General features: G+C 63.2%; 14 protein-coding genes. 6 read left to right on the forward strand and 8 right to left on the reverse strand.

The features are described from left to right. Positions 1-82: 82 nt before the first annotated feature. Positions 83-559: a type II secretion system major pseudopilin GspG gene (gene gspG, locus N0K08_RS21650; protein WP_261502494.1), complete on the reverse strand. Its 477-nt coding sequence runs from the start codon at positions 557-559 to the stop codon at positions 83-85. A gap of 21 nt (positions 560-580) precedes the next feature. Here gspG and N0K08_RS21655 point away from each other — a divergent pair, with 21 nt between their 5' ends. Continuing rightward, positions 581-1024: a type II secretion system protein N gene (locus tag N0K08_RS21655; RefSeq protein WP_261502495.1), complete on the forward strand. Its 444-nt coding sequence runs from the start codon at positions 581-583 to the stop codon at positions 1022-1024. Positions 1025-1083: 59 nt separating this feature from the next. Here N0K08_RS21655 and N0K08_RS21660 read toward each other — a convergent pair whose 3' ends face one another. The 3 genes from N0K08_RS21660 to ilvA are packed head-to-tail and all read right to left on the reverse strand — an operon-like array spanning position 1084 to position 4029. Beyond that, positions 1084-1644, reverse strand: a complete 561-nt coding sequence (locus N0K08_RS21660) for a histidine phosphatase family protein (protein WP_261502496.1) — start codon at positions 1642-1644, stop codon at positions 1084-1086. Beyond that, a complete protein-coding gene (gene cobS, locus N0K08_RS21665; RefSeq protein ID WP_261502497.1) occupies positions 1644-2456 on the reverse strand; it encodes an adenosylcobinamide-GDP ribazoletransferase in 813 nt (270 codons plus the stop codon). Before cobS ends, N0K08_RS21660 begins: the two co-directional genes overlap by 1 nt. Positions 2457-2475: 19 nt before the next feature. After that, positions 2476-4029: a threonine ammonia-lyase, biosynthetic gene (gene ilvA, locus N0K08_RS21670; RefSeq protein ID WP_261502498.1), complete on the reverse strand. Its 1554-nt coding sequence runs from the start codon at positions 4027-4029 to the stop codon at positions 2476-2478. 362 nt (positions 4030-4391) lie between these two features. Between ilvA and N0K08_RS21675 the strand changes: the two genes are divergently transcribed. Beyond that, on the forward strand, positions 4392-4841 hold the full coding sequence (locus N0K08_RS21675) for an OsmC family protein (protein WP_261502499.1): 450 nt from the start codon (positions 4392-4394) through the stop codon (positions 4839-4841). 30 nt (positions 4842-4871) lie between these two features. Here the strand turns inward: N0K08_RS21675 and coq7 are convergent, their stop codons facing one another. Continuing rightward, positions 4872-5489, reverse strand: coding sequence for a 2-polyprenyl-3-methyl-6-methoxy-1,4-benzoquinone monooxygenase (gene coq7 / locus N0K08_RS21680; RefSeq protein ID WP_261502500.1), 618 nt, complete (start codon positions 5487-5489; stop codon positions 4872-4874). 313 nt (positions 5490-5802) lie between these two features. On the opposite strand from coq7, the gene N0K08_RS21685 reads away from it, so the two are divergent. Together N0K08_RS21685 and N0K08_RS21690 are read left to right on the forward strand one after the other, a co-directional pair. Continuing rightward, positions 5803-6837, forward strand: a complete 1035-nt coding sequence (locus N0K08_RS21685) for a porin (protein ID WP_261502501.1) — start codon at positions 5803-5805, stop codon at positions 6835-6837. A gap of 243 nt (positions 6838-7080) precedes the next feature. Then, positions 7081-8190, forward strand: coding sequence for a porin (locus tag N0K08_RS21690; protein ID WP_261502502.1), 1110 nt, complete (start codon positions 7081-7083; stop codon positions 8188-8190). A gap of 177 nt (positions 8191-8367) precedes the next feature. Here the strand turns inward: N0K08_RS21690 and N0K08_RS21695 are convergent, their stop codons facing one another. Beyond that, positions 8368-9213: a MurR/RpiR family transcriptional regulator gene (locus tag N0K08_RS21695; RefSeq protein ID WP_261502503.1), complete on the reverse strand. Its 846-nt coding sequence runs from the start codon at positions 9211-9213 to the stop codon at positions 8368-8370. 340 nt (positions 9214-9553) lie between these two features. Between N0K08_RS21695 and tal the strand changes: the two genes are divergently transcribed. Next, entirely contained in the window at positions 9554-10507 is a 954-nt protein-coding gene (gene tal / locus N0K08_RS21700; protein WP_261502505.1) for a transaldolase, read from the forward strand. Between the two features lies 1 nt (position 10508). Then, a complete protein-coding gene (gene pgi / locus N0K08_RS21705) occupies positions 10509-12116 on the forward strand; it encodes a glucose-6-phosphate isomerase (protein WP_261502506.1) in 1608 nt (535 codons plus the stop codon). Positions 12117-12430: 314 nt separating this feature from the next. On the opposite strand, the gene groL is transcribed toward pgi, so the two are convergent. Both groL and N0K08_RS21715 read right to left on the reverse strand, forming a co-directional pair. Further along, a complete protein-coding gene (gene groL, locus N0K08_RS21710; protein ID WP_261502507.1) occupies positions 12431-14086 on the reverse strand; it encodes a chaperonin GroEL in 1656 nt (551 codons plus the stop codon). A 48-nt stretch (positions 14087-14134) separates the two neighbouring features. Further along, on the reverse strand, positions 14135-14425 hold the full coding sequence (locus N0K08_RS21715) for a co-chaperone GroES (protein WP_261502508.1): 291 nt from the start codon (positions 14423-14425) through the stop codon (positions 14135-14137). Between the last annotated feature and the right edge of the window lie 92 nt (positions 14426-14517).

Genomic DNA, 14517 nt, shown 5'->3' on the forward strand with positions numbered 1-14517 from the left:
AGAGTGTCAAAGCCAAAGTCGGGGCTGTGGCGGCCCTGGCAGTCAGGCGCAGCAGTCTGCGCACCTGCCCGGGCCGGCGACTTCACTGCCAGCTGCCAATGTCGGCGTTCTTGCCTTCGCCGCCGGGCTGTCCATCGGCGCCCAGCGACATCACGTCCACTTCGCCCTTGATGCCAGGGTTCAGGTACTGGTAGGGATGGCCCCAGGGGTCATTGGGCAGCTTTTCCACATAGGGCTTCCAGTTGTTGGGCTGGGGGCCGCTGCTGGGGCGCGCGACCAGGGCTTGCAGTCCCTGCTCGGCCGTGGGGTAGCGCTGGTTGTCCAGGCGGTAGAGCTTGAGCGCCTGCATGAGGTTGGTGATGTCGGTGCGCGCGGCCGTGTGGCGTGCATCGTCGGCACGGTCCAGCAGATTGGGCACGATGAGTGCGCCCAGCACGCCGATGATGACCAGCACCACCATCAGTTCGATCAGGGTGAAACCGCGCTGCACGGCACGGCGCAATGCACGCCAGGACGAGGAACGCGGAGCTTGATTGGGGTTCAGTGGCAGAACAGTCATATGTCTCCATGATAATGGGCCATGGTGACAAATTCACTTCAACGTTGGCGTGTGCGTGGTGGCACCTTCATTCTCTGGGGTCTGGCGGGAGCCAGCCTGGTGTTCTGGGGGCTGCGCGTTGTCGCACCCGCGGATACCGCCATGGTCGCCGTGGCCGACCCCGGAACCGTGTCCGTCGATCCCCAGGCGCTGGCCAGGGCATTGGGCGTGGGCCCGGCGCAGTCGGTCGCGGCCGCCCCTGCCGCTCCCAGTCGCTATGCGCTGCAAGGCCTGCTGGCGGGTCGCGACAGCGGCCGGGGCGCGGCCGTGATCACCGTCAACGGCCAGGCGGCCAAGGCCTTTGCGGTCGGTTCGCAGGTCGACGAGGGCTTGGTGCTGCAGTCGGTCGGGGTTCAGCAGGCAAAGCTCGGACCGTCGCGTGAGGGCAACGCTACCGTGACCCTGGAATTGCCCTTAAAGAAATAAGCCCTACAGCCAGCCTCGCTGTAGCGTGGCTGCCCTACCCCCAAGCGGAACGGGGCGGCTTATGGCAAAAAAGTAAGCCACTCGCCGGGTGCGGGTGCGGCCTGCGTCCATTGCGCGGATGTCGGGGCCTGTCCAGCTTGCTGTTGCAGCCAGTGCACGCAGCGCGCCACGCCCGCATGGCTGATCCATACCGTGTCTTGCGCGCTGGCGCGCTGGCGCGTGTCTTCGAGGGCGGCCTGCACGCGCGCCAGCATGGCGGCCAGCGGCTCGCCGCCGCCGGGTGCATAGCCGTTCAGGTCCTGGGCCCAGGCGTCGAGTTCGGCGCGGGGCAGATCGTTCCAGGGCCGGCCTTCCCATTGGCCAAAATCCATTTCCTGCAAGCGCGCGTCTTCCTCGCAGTGCAGCTCGGGTCGCAGCACGCGCAAGGCCTGGGCCAGCTGCGTGCAGCGCTGCAGCGGAGAACTGAACAGGCGCACCCGCGGCGGCAGCGCCCGGGCCAGGGCCTGCGCCGCCTGCTGCGTGGCCTGGTCGTCGGCGCGCAGGTCGAGCCGGCCGTAGCAGATGCCGGGTGCGACCAGGGGCGCCGCATGCCGCACCAGCCACAGGCGCGGGGAGGCCATCAGACCGCGTTGCGCAGGAGCATCACGGCCGCGCCCAGATAAAACGCAATTTCGCTGACCTGCTGGGTCGCGCCCAGGCAGTCGCCGGTAAAGCCGTGCAGGCGCCGTGCAAACCAGCGCGCCATCCACATTGCGGCCAGTGCGCTGCCCAGCAGGGCCAGGCCCAGCACCCGTGGCGACTGGGCCCAGGCGTAGAGTGCCAGCGGCGGCAGGCACCACAGGCCCGCCACGCACAGGGCGCTGGCGCTGATCTGTTCGGCCAGGGGTTTGCTTTTGGAGCGTGCCGCGTCGCCTACATGCGGGAGGATGCGGATCAGGCACAGCGGCCAAAAACGCGACACCACCTGCGCCAACGCCAGCGCCGCCACGGCGGCGCCCAGGCTGTGGCTGCCCAGCACGGCCAGCAGGCTGGTCTTGGCCAGCAAGGCCAGCACCAGCGCCATGGCGCCATAAGCGCCCAGGTGCGAATCCTTCATGATGGCCAGCGCGCGCGCCGACTCGGCGCTGCCGCCCAGGCCGTCGGCCACATCGGCCAGGCCGTCTTCATGCAGGCCGCCCGTCATGCAGACCGTGGCCACGCAACTGAGCACGGCAGCCGCGGCCGGCGCGAACGGGCTGGGCGCGAGCGCGAGATGGATGGTGCCGTAGACGCCGGCCCCGACCGCGCCCGCGATCCAGCCTATGCCGGGGAAATGCGCGGCGCTGGCGCGCAGCATGGTCGGGCTGTAGCCGACCCAGGCCGCCAGCCGTCCGGTCACCGGAATGCGGGTGAAGAATTGCAGGGCCAGCAGGAAGTGGCGCAAGGCTTGCATGGATGTGCAGCCGCGGCGCTTACTGCAGGAACAGGCGGTAGGCCGGGTTATTGGTTTCCTCGACCCAGGGGTAGCCCACCGAGGCCAGGAAAGTGTCGAATGCGGCCGCGTCCTCGGGCGGCACCTGCATGCCCACCAGGATGCGGCCGTAGTCGGCGCCCTGGTTGCGGTAGTGGAACAGCGAGATGTTCCAGGTCGGAGCCATCATGCTGAGAAACTTGAACAGCGCGCCGGGGCGCTCGGGGAAGACAAAGCGCAGCAGCCGCTCTTCCTGGGCCAGCGGCGAATGCCCGCCGACCATGTGGCGCAAGTGCTCCTTGGCCATTTCGTCGAAGGTCAGGTCCAGCGCTTCGAAGCCGTTCTTCTGGAAATTCTTGGCAATCTTTTCCGACTCGCCCTTGGCCGCCGTGGTCAGGCCGACAAACACATGGGCGCGCTGGTGGTGGCTGATGCGGTAGTTGAACTCGGTCACATTGCGTTGGCCGCCGGGCAGCTTGCCCACGACTTCGCAAAAGTGCCGGAAGCTGCCGCGCGCTTCGGGGATGGACACCGCGAACAGGGCTTCACGCTCCTCGCCCACTTCGGCGCGTTCGGCCACAAAGCGCAGGCGGTCGAAATTCATGTTGGCGCCGCACAGGATGGCAGCGTAGGTCTCGCCCTTGGTCTTGTGCTTGGCCACGTATTGTTTGATGGCGGCCACGGCCAGCGCGCCCGAAGGCTCGACGATGGCGCGCGTGTCGACGAACACATCCTTGATGGCGGCGCAGACGGCATCGGTGTCGACCACCACATACTCATCGACCAGGTTGCGGGCAATGCGGAAAGTCTCTTCGCCGACCAGCTTCACCGCCGTGCCGTCGGAGAACAGCCCGACATCGGTCAACTCCACGCGCTTGCCGGCCTGCACCGAGCGCGCCATGGCGTCCGAGTCGCGGGTCTGCACGCCAATCACCTTGATGTCGGGCCGAACGGCCTTGATGTAGTTGGCCACGCCCGAAATCAGGCCGCCCCCGCCGATGGCGACAAACACCGCGTCCAGCCGCTGGTTGCCCAGCTTTTGCAGCTGGCTCAGCATTTCCATGGCGATCGTGCCCTGGCCGGCGATCACGTCGGGATCGTCGAACGGGTGCACAAAGGTCAGGCCCTGCTCCTGTTGCAGCAGCAGCGAGTGCTGATAGGCATCGGAATAGCTTTCACCGGCCAGCACGACTTCACCGCCCAGCGCCTGCACGGCATCGACCTTGAGCTGGGGAGTGGTGGTTGGCATCACGATCACCGCACGGCAGCCGAGCTTGCGCGCGCTCATGGCCACGCCCTGGGCGTGGTTGCCGGCCGAAGCGCAAATCACGCCGCGCTGCAACTGCTCGGCCGTGAGGTGGGCCATCTTGTTATAGGCGCCACGCAGCTTGAAGCTGAACACCGGCTGCTGGTCTTCGCGCTTGAACAGCACTTTGTTGTGCAGGCGGCGGCTGAGGTTCTTGGCGGGCTGCAGATCCGACTCCACGGCCACGTCGTAGACGCGCGCGTTCAGGATCTTGGTGAGATAGTCGGCGGGAGTGAGGTGTTTGGTCATGGTCGGGCAAAAATGCATGCCATGCGGGCTGCATGCCCGCCGGGAGGCTGGGCTGCCATCATAGGCGTTTACCCGGCTTGGGCCTGTGCGGCAGCGCGCGAGCTCCAGGTTTTTTGCTGTGAAGCGGCTTGGCCAAAAAAAAGCCCCAGACCGTGAGGCCTAGGGCTGAATCCACCATTAGAGGAGGTGGAGGAGACAAATGGTGCGATGCAAGATGTTTGATCTTGCTGTCCGCCTGAAAAATACAATGCAATCAGGCAACGCTTGGGGCAATTGTAGCGCAAAAGTTGCTGCGTTGCAGCAAAATCAGGGTTTACCGGAATGGCGATGCCATTTCACTACATATAAGCAAAGGAAACAGCATGGAATGCACAGTCAGCTGGACCGGTGCCAGCGGCACCCAGTCGGGCATGGGGTTTGTGGCGGAAACGGGCAGCGGCCACATCCTGGCCATGGATGGCGCACCCGATGAAAAAACCCCGGCCAACGGCGGACGCAACTTTGCGCCGCGGCCCATGGAAGCGCTGCTGGCCGGTACCGGCGGCTGCACTGCCTATGACGTGGTGCTGATCCTCAAGCGCGGCCGCCACGACGTGCGCGGCTGCAGCGTCAAGCTCAGCTCGGAGCGCGCCGAGACCGAGCCCAAGGTCTTCACCAAGATCCACATGCATTTCACCGTGACCGGCAAGGGCGTGCCAGCCACCGCCGTGGAGCGGGCCATCGCCATGAGCCACGAAAAATACTGCTCGGCCAGCATCATGCTGGGCAAGACCGCCGAGATCACCACCGGGTTTGAAATTATCGAAGCTTGAGGAAGCCGCGAAGCGGTTCAGGGGGTGCTCTTATACGTAGTGCGCCGTGGTCGTCATGACCTTGGCTGCGGCGCGCATCAGGTTCTGGACGGGGGCGGGCAGGGGCAGGGCGCCGGCTTCCAGCGCTTCGGCCGCGTGCCGCTCCTCGTCGTCCTTCATGCGCTGCACCACGGCGAGCGAGGCCTGGTCTTCCTGGGGCAGACGCTCCAGGTGGCTGCCCAGGTGGGCCGACACCTGGTTTTCCGTTTCCACCACAAAGCCCAGGCTCATGCGGTCGCTGATCTTGGCCGCGACCAGGCCGATGGCGAATGCGCCGGCAAACCACAGCGGGTTGAGCAGGCTGGGGCGCTGGCCCAGGGCGTCGAGGCGCTCGCGGGACCAGGCCAGGTGGTCGGTTTCCTCGCGGGCTGCTTCGAGCAGGTGGATGCGCAACTGCGCGTCCCGCGTGACCATGGCCTGGGCGTTGTACAAGGCCTGGGCGCAGACTTCGCCGACATGGTTGACGCGCATCAAGGCGCCGGCCAGGCGCTGCTGGTCGTTGCTCAGATCGGCTTCTGGAATGGCTTGCGCGGGCGAGGGCTGGGACGCCGCCGGGCGGGCAAACAGGGTGCGCAGCGCCGCATCGGCTGCCGTCAAAATCTTGTCCATAGAGATAAAAAAGCTGCTGCAAGGCGACAAAAATGGACCCATCCAGGGCGGGGGCGTCGCGATCAGGGCCGGTTCAGGCACTTGCGCACGATGGTACCGCTCCGGGAGGAGGTGTTGCAATGATGCAACGAATTCCTGGATTCCGGCCGCTTGTGGGTGAATTTCTTTGCGCATCGGCCAGCCGTCTGTTCGAATACGGGAAGCTTCCCCACCAGGAGGTTGGCGCGGGAAATCGCGGCGGAGACCCAGGGTCTGACCCTGCTACTACCCCCAACGCACCGACGCCCTCTGTTAAACCTTGGAGTAATTCGCAATGAAAAAATCCCTGATTGCCTTGGCCGTGCTGGCTGCTTCCGGCGCCGCCATGGCCCAATCGTCTGTTTCCCTGTTCGGTATCATCGATGCTGGCGTCGGTTACGTGGACAACGCTACTGCTGCTAACGGCAACAAGTACGGCGTCGGCACTAGCGGCAACCAAACCAGCCGCATCGGCTTCCGTGGTACGGAAGATCTGGGCGGTGGCCTGAAGGCTGGTTTCTGGCTCGAAGGCGAAGTTTTCGCTGACGGCGGCAATCCTGATGGCCTGAACTTCAAGCGTCGTTCGACCGTGGGCCTGGAAGGCAACTTCGGTGAAGTGCGCCTGGGTCGCGATCTGACCACCGGCTACTCGAAGACCAGCTCGTACGACCTGTTCAGCCAGACCGGCATCGGCCAGTTCTCCGCATGGCGCAACTGGGGTGGCGTCGTCGCTACTGGTGACGAAAACGGCATCCGTTCGAACAACATGATCAGCTACTTCACCCCCAACTTTGGTGGTGTCAAGGCTGCTGTCAGCTACGGCTTCGACGAGCAGGCGACCGGTAAGGCTGGCCGTTACATCGGCGGCAACGTGTCTTATGACAACGGCCCTCTGAGCGTGGCAGTGTCGTACGACCGTCTGGACTTCGTCGGCGGCGACCGTGACGCAGCGACCCTGGGCGCTTCGTACAACTTCGGCGTGGCCAAGCTGAACGGTATCGTTCAGCAGCAGAAGTACTCTGCCAACGCTGGCGGCGAAGCCAAGTTCAACAACTACATGTTGGGCGTGTCGGCTCCCGTGGGCGGCGCTGGCGAAGTCAAGCTGCAATACGCACGCTACGACCAGAAGACTTTCAACGGCAACGCTGACCAGCTGTCGCTGGGCTACGTGCACAACCTGTCGAAGCGCACTGCTGTTTACGGCACCGTGGCTTACCTGAAGAACAAGGACGGCTCGGCTCTGGGTCTGCAGTCCAAGGGTATCAACACCGTCGCTGCTGCCAACCAAAAGCAAACCGGCGTGCAAGTCGGCATTCGCCACTCGTTCTAATGACAGGCTGAGTTCGCTCAGCTTCTCTTAGAAACTAAAAAAGCCAGTCTTCGGACTGGCTTTTTTTTGTGCTTTTTTTGTGCGAGAAAACCGCCAAAAAGCAGGGTAAACCTTCGGCTAGGGTAAACCTGCGGCTAGGGAAAACCTGTGTTGTGATGCTGCACTCGCATCTATGCGCAAGAAAAGAGGGTTCATAGAATGACTATTCCAACCCATTTTTTGTTCATAAAGAGAGACAGCATAATGCGTAATTCGTTTGTGAAGAATACCCTTGCACTGGCTGCCATGGCAGTCGCTTCTCCTTTGCTGTTTGCGCAGCAGGCCAGCAGCAGCGTACAGTTGTACGGCATTGTCGATGCAGCTGTTCGCCATACCAACAATGAGGGGGTTGGGGCTAATTCGTCGCTGACCAAAATGATTGGTGGCGGTATGTCGCAAAGCCGTTGGGGCATTAATGTGACGGAAGATCTGGGTGGTGGCCTCAAGGCCATTGCCAACCTGGAAAATCGTTTCCTGACCGATTCAGGCACGACGGCGTCGGCCAATTACTTCCAGCAATCGTGGCTGGGCCTGCAAGGCAACTACGGACGCCTGACCATGGGTCGTCAGTACAACGTGCTGTTCGACCTGGTGACATCGACTTATGCGTCGTTCCCCTATTCGCCTTACATGGAAGCCTACAAGCCGGAAATCGGCATGGCACTGGGCGCGCGTGCGAACAACATGCTCAAGTACACCGCCGAGTACGGTGCAGTTCGCGGTGCCCTGCAGTACTCATTCGATGAGAAAGACACGACGACGGGCGCCAGCGCACGCACTGCTGGTGGCTACCTGCGCTACTCGGCCAATGGCTTCTCTGCAGGTGCGGCTTACCAGAATTACAACCTGCCCCAGAATGCGAAAGTGGACGCCTTTACCTTGGGTGGTTCGTACCGCATGAATGCGCTCTACGTGAACCTGGGCTATGGACAGAACAAGCTCAAGGGCACACCTACGGCGCTGGATTCCGCAGTGCTGGCGAGCATGTGGGGCGGCGATACCAATGGCGGCTTCACGCGCGGCGCGGCGACCAAGCGTGATATGTTCAAGGTGGGCTTTGGCTATCAGTTCACGCCCCAGTTGAATGTCGGAGCGCACTACTTCCATGCCAAGCAAAAGGGTAGCCCAGTGGCGGCCGATAATGGCAAGGCCGACTTCATCGTGGCAGTCGCGGATTATGCTTTCTCCAAGCGTACCGATGCCTATTTCGGTGTGGACTACACCAAGGTCAAGGGTGGCGCCAATATCGCACTGGGTGCGAATGGCGCGCGTGATCGCACCGGTATTACCGCAGGTCTGCGCCATCGTTTCTGATGGTCTCTGCTTCCCAATAAAAAAGCCCCGAAAGGGGCTTTTTTATTGGCTTTATAAAAGGCCGGTATTTCATTTTGAATATATGTCGGAGAAGGTCGATCAAATATTTCCTGTGCCGCTGAATGGCGTGTAGGAGATGGCCCGAGGTTCGATGCGGAAGGCGTGGATGGGCATGGCTCAGGTATAGCGCTTGGCGCGCAGATTGTCTTTCATCTGCTGCAGAAGCGGCTGCAAAGGCTCGCCAATGCGCAGCGCGACGCAGGTCGCGAGCACGTCGATGATCAGCAAATGCATCAGGCGCGAAACCATGGGGCTGTAGCGGTCGTAGCCTTCGGGATGGTCGGCGGCGAGGTGGATTTCGCAGGCGCTGGCCAGGGGCGAGCCGCTGGCCGTGATGGCAATGGTGGTGGCGCCGCGCTGGCGCGCAATGTCGGCGGCGTCCATCAGATCGCGCGTGCGGCCGGAGTTGGAGATGATGATGGCGCAGTCGCCGGGGCCGAGCAAGGTGGCGCTCATCACCTGCATGTGGCCGTCGCTGGTGGCCAGGCTGGTCACGCCCAGGCGAAAGAATTTGTGCTGTGCATCCTGCGCGACGATGCCGGAATTGCCCGCACCGTAGAACTCGATGCGCCGGTTTTGCTGCCAGCTGCTGACGATGGCCTGGGCGGCCTGCTCCAGGGCCGGGGTGCTGGCGGCATTGCGATATTGCAGAAAGGCCGCGACGGCGTTGTCCACGACTTTGACCAGTACATCGCCGGTCTTGTCATCGCTGTCCACGCTGCGGTGGATGAAAGGCACGCCTTCGGTGCCCTGGCCGGCGAGCTTGAGCTTGAAGTCGGACAGGCCGTCATAGCCCATGCTGCGGCAAAAGCGCACCACGGTGGGTTTGCTGACATGGGCCCGCTCCGCGAGCAGGCGCACGGGCAGTTGGGCAAAGGCCCGGGGATCGGCCAGAACGAGACGCGCCACGCGTTGTTCGGCCGGGGCCAGCGAGGGCAGGGAGGCAGTGATGCGATCGAGCATGGAAATCCTGGACGGAGGCAAGAAGCTTGCGGGGCCTGCGACCCCGAAGGTCGGCGGACAGGGCCCGCGGGTGGCCGCGTTCAGCGCGACCGTCAATGTAACCGCAGTTTCATCTGCTTGCCTTCCCTGAGGGTGAGCGATCCGCCCGTTGCGCGGAACGGCGCAAGGCAGCGCATACACTGGGGGCTGGCGTGGGCGAGTTCCATTGGATGGAAGTAGAGCCCGCCCGGGACACGGTCTGCCCCATCCTCAGCGGCGGTGCTGCCTCTGCTGGCTGCGGGCTTGTAAGATCGCTACAACGCACTCCACCCATGGAGGCTCTACAAGAATGGAATTTGGCATGAGTCAGCTTGACGCACTTCGACAGTTCACTACGGTGGTGGCGGATACCGGTGATTTTCGCCAGATTGCACAATATTTACCGCAGGACGCGACGACCAACCCTTCGCTGATCCTCAAGGCCGTGCAGATGCCGGAGTACGCACCGCTGCTGCAGGCCACCGTGGTCCAGCGCCGCGGACGGCCGCTGGACGAGGTCATGGACCGTTTGCTGGTGCGCTTCGGCTGCGAGATCCTGGCGCTGGTGCCAGGCCGGGTGTCGACCGAAGTCGACGCGCGGCTGTCCTTCGACACCGAAGCCACGGTGACCCGCGCGGAACGCCTCATCGCGCTGTACCAGGCCGAAGGCGTGCACATTGACCGAGTGCTGATCAAGATTGCAGCCACCTGGGAAGGCATTGAAGCGGCGCGCCGTCTGGAGCAGCGCGGCATCCACACCAACCTGACCCTGATGTTCTCGCTGTGCCAGGCCGTGGCCTGCGGCCAGGCCAAGGTGCAACTGGTGTCGCCGTTTGTCGGACGTATTTACGACTGGTACAAAAAGCAGGCGGGTGCGTCCTGGGATGAGGCCGCGATGGCCGGTGCCAACGACCCGGGCGTGCGCTCGGTGCGGGCGATCTATGCGCATTACAAGCACTTCGGAATTGCCACCGAAGTGATGGGCGCGAGTTTTCGCAATCTGGGGCAGATCACAGCCCTGGCAGGCTGCGATTTGCTGACGATTGCGCCGGAACTGCTGGCCCAGCTCGCGGCCAGCGATGCGCCGCTGACACGCGCCCTCGACCCCCAGGCCGCGAAAGCGCTGGACTTGCCGGCGCTGCACTACGACGAGGCCGGCTTTCGCTTCGCCCTCAATGCCGATGCCATGGGCACGGAAAAACTGGCCGAAGGCATACGTGCTTTTGTCGCCGACACTTTCAAGCTGGAGACTTTGATGCAACAGGTGGCAGCTTAGGATGAGCGTGCAATGCAATGAAACCGCAGCCTGGGAAGCGCTTGCGCGCCACTACCAGCAAGACATGGCGGCGTTTGACATCGCTCAGGATTTTTCCGCCAACCCGCAGCGCCTGTCCGCGCTGAGCCAGCAGGCGCCCTATGTCTTCGCCGACCTGTCCAAGAACCGCATCACCTCCCACACCGAGCAGCTGCTGATCGCACTGGCGCAGGAATGCCGCCTGCCCGCGCAGCGCGAGCGCATGTTCGCTGGCGCACCGGTCAACAGCACCGAAGGGCGCGCGGCCATGCACTGGCTGCTGCGCATGCCGCGCGATGGCGGCCTGCTGCGTGAGCAGGCGCTGGTCACGGCCATGGCGGCGCCGGTGCGCGAAGCCCTGGAGGAGGTGCATGACACCCTGGACGCGATGCTGGCTCTGGCGGAGCAGGTGCGGGCCATGCCCCATATCACCGACGTGGTCAACATCGGCATCGGCGGCTCCCATCTGGGGCCGGAAGTGGTGGTCAACGCGCTCGAGGACTGGTGCGATTCGGGCAAGCGCTTTCATTTCGTCTCGAATGTGGACGGGCATGAACTGGGCCATGTGCTGTCGCGCGTGCGCCCGCACAGCACGTTGTTCCTGGTGGCGTCCAAGTCGTTCACCACGGCCGAAACCATGCTCAATGCCCATTCGGCGCGCACCTGGTTCCTGGCCAACGGAGGTTCGGAGGACGATTCCGCCGAATGTGCGATCGCCGATCATTTCGTGGCCTTGACCACCAATGTGCAGGCGGCGGCGCAGTTCGGCATCCACCGCACCCTGGGCTTCTGGGACTGGGTGGGCGGGCGTTATTCACTCTGGTCGGCCATCGGCCTGCCGATTGCGATTGCCGTCGGCGCAACGCATTTTCGCGCCCTGCTGGCGGGCGCGCATGCCATGGATGCGCACTTCGTCACGGCGCCGCTTGCGCGCAATCTGCCGGTGCGCATGGGCCTGCTGGATATCTGGTATCGCAACTTCCAAGGCTTTGGCAGCCGCTGCATCGCGCCTTACAGCCACGGTCTGCGGCGCCTGACGGCGTATCTGCAGCAGCTGGAAATGGAAAGCAACGGCAAGCAGGTCGATACCCAGGGACGTCCGCTGGGCGTGGCCACGTCGGCCGTCGTCTGGGGGGAGCCGGGTACCAATGGCCAGCATGCGTTCTTCCAGATGCTGCACCAGGGCCAGGACGTGATTCCCGTCGAATTCATCGCCCTGCGCGGTGGCGGCAAGTACCTGGGCGCGCACCACCACAGCCTGCTGGTCAACGCCGTGGCCCAGGCCCAGGCCTTGATGGTGGGGCGCAAGAACGAGAGCAGCGAAAAATACTGCCCGGGCAACCGTCCCAGCAGCTTTCTGCTGCTGCAGCAGCTCGATCCTGCATCGCTGGGGGCGCTGATTGCGCTGTATGAGCACCGGGTGTTCGTCACGGGTGCCGTGTGGGGCATCAACAGCTTCGACCAGTGGGGTGTGGAGCTGGGCAAGGGCCTGGCGCGGGATCTGGCTGCACGCCAGGAGCGCGACGACTGGCAAGGCGTGGATGCGTCGACCGCGGGCCTGATGCGACGCCTGATTGCGGCGGATATATAAGCACCGCCTGAGCCGCTTCACCGGATGGCCGGCCCCGGCTCCCCCCTCTCATCCTTCGGTGGAAGGGGGCGCCCGGCTAGGGGTGCCCGGCTAGGGGCGCCCGGCTAGGGGCGACACCATCGCTGCGGGGCGGCCCTTGCTCGGTGTCCCTCGCTTTTGGCCGCGCCAGTTTCAAAGGCTGCGAGCGATGCAAATCGCAGAGAGAACGCCGGTAGACAATAAAAAACCCGCAGCCCTTTCGGACTGCGGGTTTTTTGTTGGCTGGGACTGGCGGGCCTTGCGACCCGCCGGACAGCGCAATTTCCCGAGGGAAATTACATGCCCATGCCGCCCATGCCACCCATGCCGCCCATGCCGCCGCCCATGCCGCCCATGTCGGCACCAGCGTCAGCCTTGGGGGCGTCGGCAATCATGCACTCGGTGGTCAACAGCAGGGAAGCGACGGAAGCTGCGTTCTGCAGAGCAGTACGCGTGACCTTCGTGGGATCCAGGATACCCATTTCGATCATGTCGCCGTAGGTGTCGTTGGCGGCGTTGAAGCCGAAGTTGCCAGTGCCCTTGAGCACGGCATCCACCACCACCGAAGGCTCGCCACCGGCGTTGGCCACGATTTCGCGCAGAGGCGCTTCGATGGCCTTCAGGATCAGCTTGATGCCGGCGTCCTGGTCGGCGTTGTCGCCCTTGATCTCGCCCACGGCTTGCTTGGCGCGCAGCAGTGCCACGCCGCCGCCGGCCACGATGCCTTCTTCCACAGCTGCACGGGTAGCGTGCAGTGCGTCTTCAACGCGGGCCTTCTTTTCCTTCATCTCGACTTCGGTGGCAGCGCCAACCTTGATCACGGCAACACCGCCGGCCAGCTTGGCCACGCGCTCTTGCAGCTTTTCACGGTCGTAGTCGGAAGTGGCTTCTTCGATCTGGATGCGGATTTGCTTCACGCGGGCTTCGATCTCAGCAGCTTGGCCAGCACCGTCGATGATGATGGTGTTTTCCTTGCCGATTTCGACGCGCTGGGCTTGGCCCAGGTCTTCCAGCGTGACCTTGTCCAGCGTCAGGCCGACTTCTTCAGCGATGACCTTGCCGCCCGTCAGGATGGCGATGTCTTCCAGCATGGCCTTGCGGCGGTCGCCGAAGCCAGGAGCCTTGACAGCCACAACCTTCAGGATGCCGCGGATGGTGTTGACCACCAGCGTCGCCAGGGCTTCGCCTTCGACGTCTTCGGCAACGATCAGCAGAGGACGACCGGCCTTGGCAACTTGCTCCAGCGTGGGCAGCAGGTCACGGATGTTGCTGATCTTCTTGTCGAACAGCAGCACGAAGGGGTTGTCCAGGATGGCCGATTGCTTTTCCTGGTTGTTGATGAAGTAAGGCGACAGGTAGCCGCGGTCGAACTGCATGCCTTCAACGACTTCGAGTTCGTTGTCCAGGCTCTTGCCTTCTTCAACCGTGATAACGCCTTCCTTGCCGACCTTGTCCATTGCGTTGGCAATGATCTGGCCCACGGACTCGTCCGAGTTGGCAGAAATCGAGCCGACCTGGGCGATTTCCTTGGAAGTGGTGGTGGCCTTGGATTGGGCCTTGAGCTGCTCGACCAACACGGTCACAGCCTTGTCGATACCGCGCTTCAGGTCCATGGGGTTCAGACCAGCGGCGACGTACTTGGAGCCTTCGCGCACGATGGCTTGGGCGAGCACGGTAGCCGTGGTCGTGCCGTCACCAGCGATGTCGTTGGTCTTGGAAGCCACTTCCTTCACGAGCTGAGCGCCCATGTTCTGCAGCTTGTCCTTGAGTTCGATTTCCTTGGCAACGGACACGCCGTCCTTGGTCACCGTAGGGGCGCCGAACGAGCGCTCCAGCACCACATTGCGACCCTTGGGGCCCAGAGTCACCTTGACCGCATTGGCCAGGATGTTCACGCCTTCAACCATGCGGGCGCGTGCTTCACCACCGAAAACTACGTCTTTAGCTGCCATTTTGATTCTCCGAATTCAGTTAACAGGAAGGCCGGGAAGGAGAAGTGCTTACTTCTCGACGACTGCGAACAGGTCGTCTTCCTTCATCACCAGCAGTTCGTCGCCATCGACCTTGACGGTCTGGCCGCTGTACTTGCCGAACAGAACGCGGTCACCGACCTTGACGTTCAGAGCGATCAGTTCGCCCTTGTCGTTCTTCTTGCCGGGGCCGACGGCCAGGATTTCACCTTGGTCGGGCTTTTCGGCGGCGTTGTCAGGGATAAAGATGCCGGAAGCGGTCTTGGTTTCGTTTTCGAGGCGCTTAACGATCACACGATCGTGCAAGGGACGAAGTTTCATAACATCTCCAGATACATCAACAGGTTGGAACCACACTGCCAAGCCGGGAGCGGCTCGACATTCGAAATTGCCGGGGGCAGGGCACTGTTAGC

It is taken from the genome of Acidovorax bellezanensis (assembly GCF_025421555.1).
In the GTDB taxonomy this organism is placed as follows: Bacteria; Pseudomonadota; Gammaproteobacteria; order Burkholderiales; family Burkholderiaceae_C; genus Comamonas; species Comamonas bellezanensis.

Excerpts from the sequence above, each read along its gene's own strand:
- gspG (WP_261502494.1), bottom strand. The coding sequence starts at position 559 with ATGACTGTTCTGCCACTGAACCCCAATCAAGCTCCGCGTTCCTCGTCC.
- groL (WP_261502507.1), bottom strand. The coding sequence starts at position 14,086 with ATGGCAGCTAAAGACGTAGTTTTCGGTGGTGAAGCACGCGCCCGCATG.
- coq7 (WP_261502500.1), bottom strand. The coding sequence starts at position 5,489 with ATGGACAAGATTTTGACGGCAGCCGATGCGGCGCTGCGCACCCTGTTT.
- N0K08_RS21695 (WP_261502503.1), bottom strand. The coding sequence starts at position 9,213 with ATGCTCGATCGCATCACTGCCTCCCTGCCCTCGCTGGCCCCGGCCGAA.
- pgi (WP_261502506.1), top strand. The coding sequence starts at position 10,509 with ATGAGCGTGCAATGCAATGAAACCGCAGCCTGGGAAGCGCTTGCGCGC.
- N0K08_RS21660 (WP_261502496.1), bottom strand. The coding sequence starts at position 1,644 with ATGGCCTCCCCGCGCCTGTGGCTGGTGCGGCATGCGGCGCCCCTGGTC.
- N0K08_RS21685 (WP_261502501.1), top strand. The coding sequence starts at position 5,803 with ATGAAAAAATCCCTGATTGCCTTGGCCGTGCTGGCTGCTTCCGGCGCC.
- cobS (WP_261502497.1), bottom strand. The coding sequence starts at position 2,456 with ATGCAAGCCTTGCGCCACTTCCTGCTGGCCCTGCAATTCTTCACCCGC.
- tal (WP_261502505.1), top strand. The coding sequence starts at position 9,554 with ATGAGTCAGCTTGACGCACTTCGACAGTTCACTACGGTGGTGGCGGAT.
- N0K08_RS21715 (WP_261502508.1), bottom strand. The coding sequence starts at position 14,425 with ATGAAACTTCGTCCCTTGCACGATCGTGTGATCGTTAAGCGCCTCGAA.
- N0K08_RS21675 (WP_261502499.1), top strand. The coding sequence starts at position 4,392 with ATGGAATGCACAGTCAGCTGGACCGGTGCCAGCGGCACCCAGTCGGGC.
- ilvA (WP_261502498.1), bottom strand. The coding sequence starts at position 4,029 with ATGACCAAACACCTCACTCCCGCCGACTATCTCACCAAGATCCTGAAC.
- N0K08_RS21690 (WP_261502502.1), top strand. The coding sequence starts at position 7,081 with ATGCGTAATTCGTTTGTGAAGAATACCCTTGCACTGGCTGCCATGGCA.
- N0K08_RS21655 (WP_261502495.1), top strand. The coding sequence starts at position 581 with ATGGTGACAAATTCACTTCAACGTTGGCGTGTGCGTGGTGGCACCTTC.